This window comes from Nonomuraea sp. JJY05, from assembly GCF_043496855.1.
Lineage (GTDB): Bacteria > Actinomycetota > Actinomycetes > Streptosporangiales > Streptosporangiaceae > Nonomuraea.
The window spans coordinates 36,529-51,243 of record NZ_JBIEIS010000032.1 but is presented as its reverse complement, the minus strand read 5'-3'; the positions used below and the strand labels follow the sequence as shown (position 1 = coordinate 51,243).

Below are 14,715 nucleotides of genomic sequence, written 5' to 3'. Positions count from 1 at the left end.
CGCCCCTGGCCGGCTGCGTCACAGCAGGGTCCCGCCCGTCACCTCGAACTTCGCGAGGGCCGCGTCGATCCTGGCCAGCGTGTCGGGGTGGAGGTTGAGGTCGGCCGCCGCCAGGTTCTCCTCGATGTGGGCGGGAGTGCGGCTGCCGGGGATGGTCACCACGTGCTCGTCCTGGTGCAGCAGCCAGGCCAGGGCGAGCTGGGCGGGCGCGATGCCGAGGTGCGCGGCCAGGGTCCTGATGGGGGCGTAGCGGTCGTTGTTGCCCGCCAGGTTCTCCGCCGAGAAGCGGGGCGCGTTGTGCCGGAAGTCGCCCTCGGCGAGCGACTGCACGGTGCCCGTCAGGAAGCCGGTGCCGAGCGGGCTCCACGCCACGATCCCCACGCCGAGCTCCCGCGCGGCGGCCAGCAGGCCGGGGTCGATGGGGCGCCACATCGACCACTCGTTCTGGACGGCCGTCACGGGGTGGACCGCGTGCGCGGCCCTGAGCTGGGCGGCCGTCACGTTGGACAGGCCGATGTGCTTGACCAGGCCGTCCCGCACGAGCTCCGCCAGCGCGCCGGTCATGTCCTCGATCGGCACGCCGGGGTCGGGATAGTGCGAGTAGTAGAGGTCGATCACGTCCGTGTCCAGGTTGCGCAGGCTGCGCTCCGCGTAGCCCCGGATCAGGCGGGGGTCGGCGTTCACCCGTAGCTCGTTGAACGCGTACCCGACCGGATGCGACCTGCTCGGCTCCCCCTCGGGGATCGCGAGCCCGAACTTGGTCGCGACCACCACCTCGTCCCTGCGGCCCTTGATCGCGCGCCCCACGAGGCGCTCGTTGTGGCCGTCCACGCCGTACGCGTCGCTGGTGTCCACGTGGGTCGCGCCCGCGTCGAGCGCGGCCTTGAGCGCCACCTCGGCGCGGGCGTCGTCGACGTCCCCGTAGACGCCCGGCGACAGGACCATGGCGCCGAAGCCGATGGCGGGGACCTGCAAGCTGCCAAGATTGCGTGTCTTCATGGCTTCGATCCTGCTGCGCGCGCCTCCGCCGCGTCCAAGACCTCTTGGTATAACCATTGGCTATGGATGTGCACCTGCGTGAGCTGCGCTACTTCGTGGCGGTGGCCGAGGAACTGAACGTGACGCGGGCCTCGGAGCGGCTGTTCGTGTCCCAGCCTGCGCTGTCCAAGCAGCTCAGGGTGCTGGAGCGGCAGCTCGGGTTCCGGTTGTTCGAGCGGGTGCACAGCGGCGTGGTGCTCACCAGGCAGGGGCAGGCGCTCCTGCCGGTCGTCCGCGATCTGCTCGAACGGTGGACGGGCGGTGTCGAGTCCGCGCGGGCCGCGGCACCCGCCGGGACGCTGGTGATCGGGATGCAGACGGCCGTGGGCAGGGGGCTGCAGCAGGAGGCGCTGCGGCGCTTCCGTACGGCGATGCCGGGATGGGAGGTGTCGCTCCGGCTGGTGGGCTGGGACGACCCCAGCGGCGGGCTGGCCGACGGGTCCTCCGACGTGGCGTTCATCTGGCTGCCGGTGCCGCCGGGGCTGAAGACGTACGTGCTGGTCACCGAGGGCAGAGGGGTGGCCATGCCGGACGGCCACCCGCTCACGGAGCTGGCGGAGATCCCGTTCGAGGCGCTGCGGGACGAGCCGTTCATCGCGCTGCCGCCGGAGGCCGGGCCGCTGCGGGACTTCTGGCTCGCGCGGGACGCCCGCGACGACGAGCCGGTCGTCGGGTTCACCGCGAACACTCCGGAGGAGGTGTTCGAGGCCGTGACCAGCGGGCTCGGAGTGGTGCTGGTGGCCGAGGGGAACGCCGCCCTCTACAACCGGCCCGGGATGGCCTACCGCCCGGTTAGCGGGCTGCCTCCGGGGCAGCTCGCCATCGCGTGGCGAGAAGGGGATGTCAGCCCACAAGTCATGGCATTCATCGACGCGCTGCGACAGGTCGCGGCTAAGGTCTGACGCGACATCCATTCACGTGGAAAGGTGCCCCCCATGAGCGACCCCATGAGCGACCCCATGAGCGACTACGCCATCACCTTCAACCTCATCGACGCCGACAAGGACGGCCGCATCTCCGCCGTCGAGCTCGTGAAGCTGATGGAGGTGCTCGGCCAGCCGGTGTCCCTGGAGGCCGCGCAGGAGGGTGTGCTGAAGCTCGACAAGGACGGCGACGGCCTGATCGACCTGGAGGAGTTCGCCGCCTTCCTCCAGAAGTGACAAAAACAAGCTCTTGCTACACATTCTCCTGTTGCCTGGGTCACAATGGCGACGGGAGGGGCGATGGTCATCACGAGTGAAATCCCCGTGCAGGCGCTCAGGGCGGGCATCGGCAGGGTCTCGGCAGAGGTGATCGAGGAGATCCAGAACCGGATCCCCGAGTACGCCAGGCCATCGGACGAGATCTACATCAAAGTCGTCAGGATGGCGGTCGAGCAGGCCATCGAGGGCTTTCTCGACCGCGTCGAGAACCCGGGCGCCCCCTGGGACCCCGAGCCGTTCCGCATGATCGGCAAGGGCGAGGCGGCCGAGGGCCGCAACCTCGAACCGCTGCAGACCGCGATGCGGCTCGGCGCCCGGGTCTGCTGGCGGCGGCTGACCGAGCTCGCCGAGCCGCTGCGCCTGTCCCCGCAGAGCCTGTACGACCTGGGCGAGGCCATCTTCGTCTACCTCGACCAGCTCGCCGACGCGGCGGCCGAGGGCTTCGAGGAGGCCAGGGCGCACGCCGCGGGCGAGACCGAGCGCCGCCGCGGCCGCCTGCTCGACCTGCTGCTCAGCCGCCCGCCCGCCAGCGCGGAGGCCATCGCCGAGCTGGCCAGGGCCGCCGGGTGGCGGCAGCCCAGGACGGTCGCCTGCGTGGCGTTCGACGACCGGCACGGCGCCTACCGCGCCCTCGCGCTGCCGCCCGACGTGCTCACCGGGCTCGACCGGCCCGTGCCCTGCCTGCTCGCGCCCGACCCCACCGGTCCCGGCCAGGCCCAGCTGCTCGACCAGGCACTGCGCGGACGCCAGGCCGCGATCGGCCCCGCCGTGCCCCTCTCGGCCGCCGCGACCTCGCTGCGCTGGGCCAGGGAGGCCCTGGAGCTGTCGCGGCGCGGCATCCTGCCCCGGGGGCCGCTGCGGTGCGCGGACCACATGGCGACGCTGGTGGTGTTCAAGGACGAGGAGCTGGTCGGCACGCTGGCGCAAGCGCGGCTGGCGCCCCTGGCCGACCTGCGGCCCGCCCAGCAGGACCGGCTCGCGGAGACGCTGCTGGCCTGGCTGCGGCACGGCCGGGGAGCGGGCGAGGTGGCCGCCAGGCTGCACGTGCACCCGCAGACCGTGCGCTACCGGCTGCGGCAGCTGGAGGAGCTGTTCGGCGACCAGCTCGCCGATCCGGACATCCGCTTCGAGCTGGAGATCGCGCTGCGGGCCAGGCGGGCCGTCCAGGAGAGCGCCCGTACCTGAACCTCCTGGGGATCCGGCGGCCTGAGCGCGCCCGTGGCGGGTAGCGGCCACCCATGCGACTGACGTACACCTCCGACGTCTGGTGGAAGAACGCCGTCATCTACTGCCTCGACGTGGAGACGTTCAAGGACGGGAACAACGACGGCGTGGGCGACTTCCGCGGGCTGACGCAGCAGGTCGACTACCTCGCGGGGCTCGGCGTGACGTGTCTCTGGCTCATGCCGTTCTTCCCCACCCCCAACCGGGACGACGGATACGACATCACCGACTTCTACCGCATCGACCCACGGCTGGGCACGCTGGGCGACTTCGTGGAGTTCATGCGCACCGCCAACGACAGGGGGCTGCGGGTGATCGCGGACCTCGTCGTCAACCACACCTCGGACCAGCACCCCTGGTTCGTGGAGGCCCGGTCGAGCCGGGACTCGCCCATGCGCGACTGGTACGTCTGGTCCGACACCCCGGAGCCGGACGACCCCTCGCAGATCGTCTTCCCGGACAAGGAGAACAGCGTCTGGCAGTACGACGAGGGCTCCGGACAGTACTACCTGCACAGCTTCTACCGGCACCAGCCAGATCTGAACGTCGGCAATCCCGAGGTCAGGGACGAGATCACGCGCATCCTCGGCTTCTGGATGGAGCTCGGGCTGTCCGGGTTCAGGGTCGACGCGGTGCCGTTCCTCATCGAGAACGTCGATCCGAAGCTGGCCAACCCGCACGAGTTCCTCGCGGACCTGCGGGCGTTCATGACCCGGCGCAAGGGCGGGTCGATCCTGCTGGGCGAGGTCAACGTCCCGTACAAGGACCTGACCCGGTTCTTCGGGGAGGGACTGGGCGACCAGATCACCATGTGCTTCGACTTCATCGGCATGCAGCACGCCTGGCTGTCGCTGGCGCGCCACGACGCCACGCCCCTCGCCGACGCCCTGCGCGAGCGCCCTGAGCCGCCGAAGGACTGCCAGTGGGCCATGTTCCTGCGCAACCACGACGAGCTCACTTTAGACAAGCTCACGGACGAGGAGCGGCAGGAGATCTTCGAGGCGTTCGGCCCGCGCAAGGACATGCAGATCTTCGGCCGCGGCCTGCGCCGCCGGTTGCCGACGATGTTCGGCGGGGACCTGCGGCGCATGAAGATGGCCTACAGCCTGCTGTTCTCGCTGCCGGGCACGCCGGTGATCTTCTACGGCGAGGAGATCGGCATGGGTGAGAACCTCGACGAGGAAGGCCGCATGGCGGTCCGCATCCCGATGCAGTGGTCCGAGGACGGCGGCTTCACCCAGGCCGATCCGGTACGCGAGATCCCGGAGGGCTCCTTCGCGCCCGACCGCGTCAACGTGGCCGACCAGAAGCGGGACGTGAACTCGCTGCTGCGCTGGTTCCAGCTGCTCATCGAGCGCTATCGGGAGTGCCCCGAACTGGCGTGGGGCGACTACACCGTGCTGGAGACCGGCGACCGGGCGGTCCTCGCCCACCGCGCCGACGCCGACGGGGCCACGGTGGTGGTCGTGCACAACTTCTGCGACACCGTCAGGGACGTGGAGCTGACGTTGGAGGGGCTCGAGAGCCACCAGCTCACGGACCTGCTGGTGGACGGCACGCTGGACGTCTCGGCCGAGGGCTCCGTACGGCTCCCGCTGGACCCGTACGGCTCCCGCTGGCTGCGTGCCTCCCCTCGGGAGCTGCCGCCGGAGGACGCCTCGGTCAAGGCCCTCTGACCCGGGTCCCCGTGGGATCAGCGCTGGCCGTGGTCGAAGTACGCGGCCAGCTCCGGGTCGAGGGGCGGCACGTCGTACGGCATGCCGTCGTCACGCAGCGACATCGTGGCCATGTAGCCCGCCGCCACGCTCATCCTGGCCGCCACCGGCGAGGTGTCCGTCGCCCCGCCGTCCCGTACGAACCGGCAGAACTCCCCCACGATCTGCGCGTCCGCTCCCCCGTGCGAGCCCTCCGCCGGAGGCACCTTGTAGGCGATGTCGCAGTCGTCCCGGTAGGCCGTGGGACCCCGGTTCCAGACCTTGACCGTGTCCCCGGGCTCGTCGCCGAAGTTCTCCAGCCGGCCCTCCGTGCCGATGACCGTGTAGTTGCGCACGTAGTCGGGCGTGAAGTGGCACTGCTGGTAGGCGGCGATGACGCCGTTGTCGAGCCGCATGTTCATCACCGACACGTCCTCGACGTCCACGACGTGGTGCAGGCCGGTGCGCGCGGTCGGCGGCCACTCGTACTCCTGGAGCCACCCGTCGGGCCGCGGCGTGCCGGGGGCGCGGCGCGGCAGGTCGCCGTGGACCATGAGGTCGCCGAACGCGTTCACCCTGGTCGTGTAGCCGCCGGCCAGCCAGTGGATGACGTCCAGGTCGTGGGCCGCCTTCTGCAGCAGCAGGCCCGTGGTGCGGGTGCGGTCGGCGTGCCAGTCCTTGAAGTAGTAGTCGCCGCCGTAGGAGACGAAGTGGCGCACCCAGACGGTCTTCGGCTCGCCGATGACGCCCTTGCGGATGATGTCGCGCATGAGCCGGACCACGCCCATGTGCCGCATGTTGTGCCCCACGTACAGGCGGGTGCCGGTGTCGCGGGCGGCGCGCAGGATGTTGTCGCAGCCCTCGACGGTGATCGCCATCGGCTTCTCCAGGTAGACGGCCTTGCCGGCCTGGAGGCAGTCGATGGCGATGCGCTCGTGGGTGTCGTCGGGGGTGTTGACGATGATCGCGTCGAGGTCGGGCCGGTCGAGCAGCTCGCGGTGGTCCCCGGTCAGGAACTCCGCCTCGAAGCGCCCCGCCTGGCTCTTGAGCACCGCCGGGTCGGAGTCGCACAACGCGGTCACGATCGCGCCCCTGCCCGGCCGGTGCGCGTGCAGGGAGAGGCTCGTCCGCAGGCCGAGGCCGATGACTCCGATACGCAGGTCTTCCACTGATGTCCCTTCCCGAACCAGCCACAGCAGACGTCAGGCTAGTACTCATTTATGCAAATAAATAGCTCGAATCATGCAGCTCTAAGCAATGCGGAGGGCCGGAGAGTTCGCACGACCCGGCTTTGCTGGGGCGTGAAGCGGAGCTGTGGGGGCACTTAAGAATCCCTCGATGGACATCCCGGGAGGCGAGAGGGCACAGTGCGTTAGGTTCGGAGTGGGGGGAATGGAGCCATGAAAGCGCTGGTCAAAGAGAAGGCCGAGGCCGGCCTCTGGCTTGTGGACGTGCCCGAGCCCGAAGTGGGTCCCGGCGAGGTGAAGATCCGGGTCCTGCGGACCGGCATCTGCGGCACCGACCTGCATATCCGGAAATTTGATGATTGGGCGCGGCATACCCTGAAGCTCCCGTTGATCGTCGGGCACGAGTTCTCCGGCCACGTGGTCGAGGTGGCGCCGGGCGTCGAGGACGTCGCCGTGGGCGACCTCGTCAGCGGCGAGGGCCACCTCGTGTGCGGCAAGTGCCGCAACTGCATGGCGGGCCGCAGGCACCTGTGCCGCAACACCGTGGGCCTCGGCGTCAACAGGGACGGCGCCTTCGCCGAATACGTGACGCTGCCCGCGTCCAACGTCTGGGTGCACCGGGTCCCCGTCCATCCTGACGTGGCCGCCATCTTCGACCCGTTCGGGAACGCCGTGCACACCGCCCTGTCCTTCCCGCTGGTCGGCGAGGACGTGCTGATCACCGGGGCGGGCCCCATCGGGCTGATGGCCGCGGCCGTGGCCACGCACGTCGGCGCGCGCAACGTGATGATCACCGACGTCAGCGACGAGCGGCTCGACCTGGCCGGCAAGCTCGGCGTCTCCCTCGCCCTGAACGTCTCCAGGACCTCGATCGCCGACGGCATGCGCCAGCTCCACATGCGCGAGGGCTTCGACGTGGGGCTGGAGATGTCCGGCAACCCCCAGGCCATGCGCGACATGATCGCGAACATGACCCACGGCGGCAAGATCGCCATGCTCGGGCTGCCCGCCGAGGAGTTCGCCGTCGACTGGGCGACCGTCGTGACCTCCATGATCACGATCAAGGGCGTGTACGGGCGGGAGATGTTCGAGACCTGGTACAACATGTCGGTCCTGCTGGAGAAGGGCCTCGACCTCACCCCCGTCATCACCGACCGGTTCCCGTACCAAGACTTCGACGCCGCCTTCGACACGGCCGCGAGCGGCCGGACGGGCAAGGTCATTCTGGATTGGAGCGCCTGATGTTCACGAACGTGCGCCAGCAGCTGCGTGCGACGCTCGATGAGATCACCGAGGCCGGGCTGCTCAAGCCCGAGCGCGTGATCGGCTCCCCGCAGAGCTCGTCGGTGAGCGTCGCCGGGCGCGAGGTCCTGAACTTCTGCGCCAACAACTACCTCGGCCTGGCCGACAACCCCACCGTGATCGAGGCGGCCAAGCAGGCGCTGGACCGGTGGGGGTTCGGCATGGCGTCCGTACGGTTCATCTGCGGCACCCAGGAGGTGCACAAGGAGCTCGAAGCTCGCCTGTCGGACTTCCTCGGCATGGAGGACACCGTCCTCTACAGCTCGTGCTTCGACGCGAACGGCGGCGTGTTCGAGACCCTGCTCGACGCCCAGGACGCGGTGATCTCCGACGCGCTCAACCACGCCAGCATCATCGACGGCATCAGGCTCTCCAAGGCCCAGCGCTTCCGCTACGCCAACCGCGACATGGCCGAGCTGGAGGCCCGGCTGAAGGAGGCGTCGGACGCGCGGCGGCGGCTGATCGTGACCGACGGCGTGTTCTCCATGGACGGATATCTCGCCCCGTTGCGGGAGATCTGCGACCTGGCCGAGCGGTACGACGCCATGGTGATGGTCGACGACTCCCACGCCGTCGGCTTCGTCGGGCCGACCGGCCGCGGCACACCGGAGCTGCACGGCGTCACCGACCGGATCGACATCATCACCGGCACCCTGGGCAAGGCGCTCGGCGGCGCCAGCGGCGGTTACGTCTCGGCCCGCAAGGAGATCTGCGACCTGCTGCGCCAGCGCTCGCGCCCGTACCTGTTCTCCAACTCGCTCGCGCCCGTCATCGCCTCGGCGTCGCTGCGCATCCTCGACCTGCTGGAGACCTCGAACGAGGCCCGCGAGCAGCTCCGCTCCAACACGGCGCGCTTCCGGGGGGAGATGGCCAGGGCCGGGTTCGACATCCTGCCCGGCGACCATCCGATCGTGCCCGTGATGATCGGCGATGCCGCCGAGGCCGCGGCGATGGCCGAACGCCTGCTCGACCTCGGCATCTACGTCATCGGCTTCTCGTACCCGGTCGTGCCGCACGGCAAGGCCAGGATCCGCGTCCAGCTCTCCGCCGCCCACTCCCCGGAGGACGTCGACCGCGCCGTCCAGGCGTTCATCCAGGCCCGCGGCTGACGCCCACCCGAGATGGCAGCCGATCGCCGGGGCTCGTGACCACGCAGAGCCCCGGCCGTCCTGCCCCGCCGTCCTGCCTGGCCGGCCTCGCCCAGCGGGTGCGTGGTCATGACCGGCGCGTGAGTATTCTCGCTGCGTGATAGACACGCGGCGGTTGCGCACGCTGCGGGCGGTGGCCGACCACGGCACGGTCACCGCCGCGGCGGCCGCGCTGCACCTCACCCCCTCCGCGGTGTCCCAGCAACTCGTCGCGCTGGAGCACGAGGTGGGCCACCGGCTGTTCACCCGCGACGGCCGCGGCGTCCGCCTCACCGCCGTCGGCAAGATCATGCTGGGCCACGCGAACGAGGTGCTCGCCCAGCTCGAACGCGCCAAGGCCGAGGTCGCGGCATACGCCACCGGCGAGGCCGGCGAGGTCACCGTGGCCTGCTTCGCCACCGCGATCGGCGCCGTGCTCTCCCCCGCCATCGCCGCCCTGCGCGCCACGTCCCCCGGGCTGCACGTACGCGTGCTGGACGCCGAGGGCGACCACAGCCTGGCCATGCTGCTGGACGGCGAGGCCGACCTGGCCGTCACGGTCGAGTACCGGGGCGCCCCCGACGCGGCCGACCGGCGCCTGTCCCGGCTGCCCCTCTACGCCGAGCCGTTCGACCTGGTGCTCCCCCACGACCACCCCCTGGCCCCGGAGGCGACCTTGACCTCCCTCGCCTCGGAGACCTGGATCGGGCCCTATCCGGGCAACCCGGTGCACGACGTGATCACGTTCGCCTGCCGGCAGGCCGGTTTCACGCCGGACCTCGCCCACTGCTCCGACGACTTCCGCGCCGTGGTCGCCCTGGTCGGGGCGGGGGCGGGGGTGGCCCTGGTGCCGCGGCTGGCCCTGCGCGACATGGCGCTGAACGGGGTGGCGGTCCGGCGGACGCCGGGGCCCGAGCGGCGCGTCTTCGCCGCCGTACGCCGCGGCTCCGACGCCCATCCCCTCCTGCGCCCGCTCCTGTCGGCGCTGCGCACGATCGGCCGCTCTCTCGACGAGGGGTGAAACACTCCCGATTTATCCGGACTAGGCTGCGCGGTGTCCTGATCTTCGGGATAGCGTGCGGCCCATGATAGATCCCCGCCATCGAACCCTGCTCGGCCTGCCCGGCGTGCCCGCTCAGGCCGTGCTGGGGTTCCTGGCGCAGCTCACGCAGCAGGTGGCGCCCATCGGGACGGTGCTGGTGGTGCAGGGCTCGAGCGGCTCGCTGACGCTGGCGGGGGTGACCGCGGCGGCGTTCGCCATGGGGGTCGGCATGGGGCGGCCGGTGCAGGGGCGGCTCATGGACCTGCGTGGGTCCAGGCCGGTGCTCCTCGTCACCGCACTGGTGCACGTGGCCGCGCTCGTCGCGCTGGTCGTGGCCGCCGAGAACCGGCTCTGGTGGGTCGTGGTGGCGCTGGCCTGGGTGGCCGGGGCCGGGCTGCCGCCGGTCTCCGTGAGCATGCGGCTCGAATGGGGGCGCCGTGTGCCGGACGAGGGGCGCACCGCCGCCTACAGCCTGGTCTACCTGGTGCAGGAACTGGCCATGCTGGTGGGGCCGCTGGCGTTCGGGGCCGTGATCGCGCTGACCACGGCCTCGCTGGGGCTGGGCCTGGTGACCGTCGCCGCGGGAGCCGGGACGCTGGGCTTCGCGCGGGCGCTGCGGGTGGGGGCCCACGTGCCCGCGCGGGAGCGTGGGCGGGTGTTCACGGACCGGCGGATGCCGGTGCTGCTGGTCGTGGTGCTGCTGCTCGGCGGGACGCTGGGGGCGCTGCAGGTGGGCGTGCCCGCGCTGGCCACCGACCGCCACGCGCCCGCGGCCGCCGGAGTGCTGGTGGCGGCGCTGTCGGTGGGCGGCATCGCGGGGGCCGCCGCTTACGGCGTCCGATCCTGGAAGTCCCGGCCCGGGGTGCGGCTGGTGGCGCTGATGCTGGCGCTCGGGGCGGTGCTGGCGCCGCTGGCGCTGGTGGAGTCGTGGCCGGTGTTCTGGCTGGTGCTGTTCGGCGGGGGGCTGGCGCTCAATCCGGCGCTGACGACGTCGTCGCTGCTGGTGGACGAGTTCGCGCCGGGGGCGCAGGCGGAGGCTTTCGGGTGGGTCTCCACGGTCATCGGCGTCGGGAGCGCGCTGGGGTCGGGGGTGGCCGGGGTGACCGGGGAACGATTAGGCGCCTCGGCACCCTTCCTGGCGGCCTCCGGCCTCGCGCTGGCGGGCGCGGCACTGGCGGCCGTACTCCTCCGGCGTGACGGCACGGCCTGAGCCGCACCGCTCCGGCGCGACGGCACCGCGCCGTCCCGGTGGGCCGGGCAGTCACGCGCGGGCTCGGGTGAGGGCCTCGGTGAAGCGGGCGTACCGGTCGAGCTCCGCCCGCACGGGTGCCAGCACGAGGTCGTCGCCGACCCGGCCCACGGCCGTACGCAGGGCTCTGGCCGTACGCCGGGCCCGCCGCCTGCCGCCCGCCCAGGCGGCCAGCCGCGACAGCCACGCGATCAGCACACCCGCCAGCGCCCCGCCCACCAGCAGCACCGTCGGCCACGGCACCACGCCCACGGTCGGGAGCGGCGGCTGGGGCAGGCGCAGGTAGTCCATCCCGAACAGCCCGCCCAGCCACAGGGCGCCGGCCAGCATGGCCGCGAACACCAGCCACTGCAGGAAATTCACGGCCCGCCACCACTTGGGCCGCCTCGTCGCGCCGGCGGACGTCGTGGCGACCACCCGGTCCACCGCGTCCGCCAGCTCCTGGGAGCGGGACCGCGCCGCCTGCCGCACCGCCGCCGCCCACGGGCCGGGCAGGTCCGCCGCGGCCGCCTCGCCGACGTCCCTGATCGCCGTCTCGACCCTGACCCTCTGTACGGCCGAGGCCGCCGGGACGGACGTACGGCCGACGACCTCGGCCCCAGGCCCCTGCCCGGAAGGTCCGGGCGCCTCCCCCGAAGACCCGGCAGGCGCCCCCGGAGACCCGGCAGACGCCCCACCCGCGGGAAGCTGGCCGACCGGCCTGCCCACCGGGGCCATGGCGCCGATGCGGAGCCGGCGGAGCGGGTCGGGCCTGAGCTTGCGGATCCAGCGGGTGACGGGCCAGCCGGTGGCGACGACGGCGCGGTGCCGGTGCCCCTTGGCCACCGCCTCCACGATCAGCGGCACCCCGGCCGCCTCGCAGAGCGCGGCCGTGAGCGTCCGGTCCATCGCCTGACCCGCCGGGGCCTCCTCCGGCGCGCCGAGGCGGGCGGCGGCGGTGGTGATGTCCGCCGCCAGCCGGGTGGACCAGGACCTGCGTTCCGCGACGCGGTCGTTCAGGAGCGCGCGGAGCTGCGCCAGCCCGGCGCCGGTGCGGGCGGAGACGGCCAGGACCGGCACGCCCGCCAGGCCGTCCTCGTCCAGGAGGCGGCGGAGGTCCTGGACGCAGCGGCCGACGGCGCTCTCCGGCAGGCGGTCGACCTGGTTGAGCACCACCAGCATGACGCCCCGGTGGGCGGCCAGCGGGCGCAGGTAGCGGTCGTGGAGGGCGGCGTCGGCGTACTTCTGCGGGTCCACCACCCAGACCAGGAGGTCCACCAGCTGCACCAGCCGGTCCACCTCCAGGCGGTGCGACACCTGGATGGAGTCGTGGTCGGGCAGGTCGAGGAGGACGAGTCCGGACAGGTCGGAGGCGGAGGTGGCCGGGTGGCGCTGCGGGATGTCCAGCCAGTCCAGCAGCGGGCCCGAGCCCTCCCCGTCCCACAGCGCCGCCTGGGCGGCCGACGTGGTGGGCCGTACGACGCCGACCGCCGCCAGGTCCGCGCCGGCGAGGGCGTTGTAGAGCGACGACTTGCCACTGCCGGTCGCGCCCGCCAGCGCGGCCACGGTGTGGTCGATCGAGAGGGTACGGCGTACGCCGGCCCGTTCGGCGACCGTCCGCGCACCGGACACCGCTTCCTCCGGCAGCCGCCCCTCGGCCAGCTCGGCGGCCTCCAGCAGGGCGGCCAGGCGGGAGTCGAGAGACGGGCCCTCCTTGCGGCGCAGCAGCTTCACGGCGTCTCCCCCGCGTCCTCTCCGCCCGCGGACGCGCCTTCTCGGCCCGCGGTCGCGTCCTCTCCGCCTGCAGACGCGTCTTTCCCGCCCGCGGACGCGCCTTCTCCGCCCGCGGACGCGTCTTTCCCGCCCGCGGACGCGCCTTCTCCGCCCGCGGACGCGTCTTTCCCGCCCGCGGACGCGTCTTTCCCGCCCGCGGGCGTCGCCGGGAGCTCGGCGCGGTGGGCCTGGATGCGCTCGGCCGCGGCGCGCAGCGCGTTGGCCGTCCCCCGGGGCGGCTCCATCGCCTCCAGCTGGGCCGTGAAGCGGTTCGAGTCCTCCTCCAGCAGCAGCCGCACCCGATCCCGCAGGTCCTCGCGCGCCCGCACGGTCAGCGTCCGCACGGCCTGGTCGCCGAAGACGGCCTCCAGCAGCTTCTGCGACAGCAGGCTCGTGCCGCCCGCGATCCCCACCTCGATCCCGGTAAGCCCGCCCGTGGAGGCGAACACGCCCAGCATGAGCAGCAGCCCCGCCCCGTTCACCCCGAACGAGGCCACGCGGGCGGCCGTCCGCCGTTCGCGACCTTCCTCGCGTACGAGGTCCAGGACGAACTCCTGCCACCCCCGGACCGTCGCCTCCGCGCGCCTGCTCACGTCGGGAGCGGCGCGGGCGAGGCGGGCGGACTCCATGGGGCCGAGCCGCTCCAGCAGGCCGTGACCGCCGGGCGCGGCCGACCAGCCTTCCAGGGCGCGTTCGGCGGACCCGTCGGCGGCTCCCTTGATGAGGGCCTCCACCCCGCTCTCCAGGGCGTCCCTGAGCTGGACCTCCGGCACCTGTCCGGTGAAGAAGCCGACGATCCTGTCGCGCAGCCACCCGACCCGGCTCTCCAGCGAGCGCATGAGGTCGCCGGTGCCGATGAAGTCCTGCCAGCGGGCCAGCACCTCGCCGCGCAGCAGCGACCCGTCCCGCATGCCCGCGTCGAAGTCGGCGAGGCCGCCCGCGTAGGCGCCCGCCACGACGGAGCGCAGGGTGTCGAAGGCGGCCTGCTGGCGTTCGACGGCCACGGCCAGCGCGGGCACCCGGGTGGCCAGGCTGTCGAGCGCTCCCGACAGCGTCTGGCGTACGACGCGGGACCGCTCCGCCGCGTCGGTGGCCAGCCCCGTGAGCCAGGAGGAGATGGGCCGCACGGTCTCCTCCGGCAGCCTGGCCTTCTCCGAGGCAAGCGCCGCCTCGGGGACGGTGAACAGCAGCGTGCTGTCGAGGCCGTTCTCCGCAAGAAGCCGGGTCAGGTCGCGCGAGACGGGCTCGGCCGCGTCCGAGGGCACCCGGTCGAGTACGAGGGCCAGGGCGGTGCTGCGCTCGCGGGCGGAGCGCAGGAAGCTCCACGGCACCTCGTCGGCGTAGCGGGCGGCGGTCGTGACGAACAGCCACAGGTCGGCGGCGGCCAGCAGTTGGGCGGCGAGCTCCCGGTTCGCGACCACCACCGAGTCGATGTCGGGCGCGTCGAGCAGCGCGAGGCCGGCGCCCAGCGCGTCGGAGGTGACCACCCGCAGCGCCCCCGGACCGGTGCCGGTGGCGCGGGACAGGCCGGGCAGCACGTTCTGGCCCATGAACCAGGCCTGGTCGGCGGGGCTGACCACGAGCGTGGGAACGAGCGTGGTGGGCCGCAGCACGCCCGGCTCGGTCACGTCGGCCCCGACCAGCGAGTTGACCAGCGTGGACTTGCCCGCCCCCGTGGACCCGCCGACGACGGCCAGCAGCGGCGCGTCGAGCGCGCGCAGCCGGGGCAGCAGGTAGTCGTCGAGCTGCCCGGCCAGCTCGCGCAGCGCACGCCGGTCCTGCGCCACCTCGCCGACCGCCAGCGGGAACAGCTCGCGATCCAGCGGCCGGCGCAGCGCCTCCAACGCGGCCAGCAGGTCCATACGGCCCACGCTAGTCTCCGGCGCGGCCAGCGGCTC

Annotated in this window: 12 protein-coding genes; 8 read left to right on the top strand and 4 right to left on the bottom strand. The window is 72.4% G+C overall.

The window, feature by feature from the left end; genetic code table 11:
- Positions 1–18 precede the first annotated feature (18 nt).
- Positions 19–999 carry an aldo/keto reductase gene (locus ACFKCF_RS39940; RefSeq protein WP_394500517.1) on the bottom strand — a complete coding sequence of 327 codons (981 nt, stop codon included), beginning with the start codon at positions 997–999 and terminating at the stop codon, positions 19–21.
- 62 nt (positions 1,000–1,061) lie between these two features.
- Between ACFKCF_RS39940 and ACFKCF_RS39935 the strand changes: the two genes are divergently transcribed.
- From ACFKCF_RS39935 to ACFKCF_RS39920, 4 genes are all read left to right on the top strand, one after another.
- Entirely contained in the window at positions 1,062–1,940 is an 879-nt protein-coding gene (locus ACFKCF_RS39935; RefSeq protein ID WP_394500515.1) for a LysR family transcriptional regulator, read from the top strand.
- Positions 1,941–1,973: 33 nt separating this feature from the next.
- The gene (locus ACFKCF_RS39930; RefSeq protein WP_394500514.1) at positions 1,974–2,198 is read left to right on the top strand and encodes an EF-hand domain-containing protein; all 225 of its coding nucleotides are present in this window, start codon (positions 1,974–1,976) and stop codon (positions 2,196–2,198) included.
- Positions 2,199–2,261: 63 nt separating this feature from the next.
- Positions 2,262–3,425: a PucR family transcriptional regulator gene (locus ACFKCF_RS39925; RefSeq protein WP_394500513.1), complete on the top strand. Its 1,164-nt coding sequence runs from the start codon at positions 2,262–2,264 to the stop codon at positions 3,423–3,425.
- 53 nt (positions 3,426–3,478) lie between these two features.
- Positions 3,479–5,140, top strand: coding sequence for an alpha-amylase family protein (locus tag ACFKCF_RS39920; RefSeq protein ID WP_394500512.1), 1,662 nt, complete (start codon positions 3,479–3,481; stop codon positions 5,138–5,140).
- 17 nt (positions 5,141–5,157) lie between these two features.
- Here ACFKCF_RS39920 and ACFKCF_RS39915 read toward each other — a convergent pair whose 3' ends face one another.
- Positions 5,158–6,327 (bottom strand): Gfo/Idh/MocA family protein, encoded by a 1,170-nt coding sequence (locus ACFKCF_RS39915; protein ID WP_394500511.1) that lies wholly within the window; start codon positions 6,325–6,327, stop codon positions 5,158–5,160.
- 231 nt (positions 6,328–6,558) lie between these two features.
- Here ACFKCF_RS39915 and tdh point away from each other — a divergent pair, with 231 nt between their 5' ends.
- The 4 genes from tdh (at position 6,559) to ACFKCF_RS39895 (ending at position 11,026) form a co-directional block, all read left to right on the top strand.
- Positions 6,559–7,587: an L-threonine 3-dehydrogenase gene (gene tdh / locus ACFKCF_RS39910; protein WP_394500510.1), complete on the top strand. Its 1,029-nt coding sequence runs from the start codon at positions 6,559–6,561 to the stop codon at positions 7,585–7,587.
- The gene (locus ACFKCF_RS39905; RefSeq protein ID WP_394500509.1) at positions 7,587–8,756 is read left to right on the top strand and encodes a glycine C-acetyltransferase; all 1,170 of its coding nucleotides are present in this window, start codon (positions 7,587–7,589) and stop codon (positions 8,754–8,756) included. Before tdh ends, ACFKCF_RS39905 begins: the two co-directional genes overlap by 1 nt.
- A gap of 136 nt (positions 8,757–8,892) precedes the next feature.
- Positions 8,893–9,795, top strand: coding sequence for a LysR family transcriptional regulator (locus ACFKCF_RS39900; protein ID WP_394500508.1), 903 nt, complete (start codon positions 8,893–8,895; stop codon positions 9,793–9,795).
- Between the two features lie 64 nt (positions 9,796–9,859).
- Complete coding sequence (locus ACFKCF_RS39895) at positions 9,860–11,026, top strand: MFS transporter (protein ID WP_394500507.1); 1,167 nt, start codon at positions 9,860–9,862, stop codon at positions 11,024–11,026.
- Positions 11,027–11,077: 51 nt separating this feature from the next.
- Here the strand turns inward: ACFKCF_RS39895 and ACFKCF_RS39890 are convergent, their stop codons facing one another.
- Entirely contained in the window at positions 11,078–12,778 is a 1,701-nt protein-coding gene (locus tag ACFKCF_RS39890) for a GTPase (protein ID WP_394500506.1), read from the bottom strand.
- Positions 12,775–14,679 carry an ABC transporter gene (locus ACFKCF_RS39885; protein ID WP_394500504.1) on the bottom strand — a complete coding sequence of 635 codons (1,905 nt, stop codon included), beginning with the start codon at positions 14,677–14,679 and terminating at the stop codon, positions 12,775–12,777. Before ACFKCF_RS39885 ends, ACFKCF_RS39890 begins: the two co-directional genes overlap by 4 nt.
- Between the last annotated feature and the right edge of the window lie 36 nt (positions 14,680–14,715).

Coding starts and splice junctions, on each gene's coding strand:
- ACFKCF_RS39940 (WP_394500517.1), bottom strand. CDS start 999: ATGAAGACACGCAATCTTGGCAGCTTGCAGGTCCCCGCCATCGGCTTC.
- ACFKCF_RS39935 (WP_394500515.1), top strand. CDS start 1,062: ATGGATGTGCACCTGCGTGAGCTGCGCTACTTCGTGGCGGTGGCCGAG.
- ACFKCF_RS39930 (WP_394500514.1), top strand. CDS start 1,974: ATGAGCGACCCCATGAGCGACCCCATGAGCGACTACGCCATCACCTTC.
- ACFKCF_RS39925 (WP_394500513.1), top strand. CDS start 2,262: ATGGTCATCACGAGTGAAATCCCCGTGCAGGCGCTCAGGGCGGGCATC.
- ACFKCF_RS39920 (WP_394500512.1), top strand. CDS start 3,479: ATGCGACTGACGTACACCTCCGACGTCTGGTGGAAGAACGCCGTCATC.
- tdh (WP_394500510.1), top strand. CDS start 6,559: ATGAAAGCGCTGGTCAAAGAGAAGGCCGAGGCCGGCCTCTGGCTTGTG.
- ACFKCF_RS39905 (WP_394500509.1), top strand. CDS start 7,587: ATGTTCACGAACGTGCGCCAGCAGCTGCGTGCGACGCTCGATGAGATC.
- ACFKCF_RS39895 (WP_394500507.1), top strand. CDS start 9,860: ATGATAGATCCCCGCCATCGAACCCTGCTCGGCCTGCCCGGCGTGCCC.
- ACFKCF_RS39885 (WP_394500504.1), bottom strand. CDS start 14,679: ATGGACCTGCTGGCCGCGTTGGAGGCGCTGCGCCGGCCGCTGGATCGC.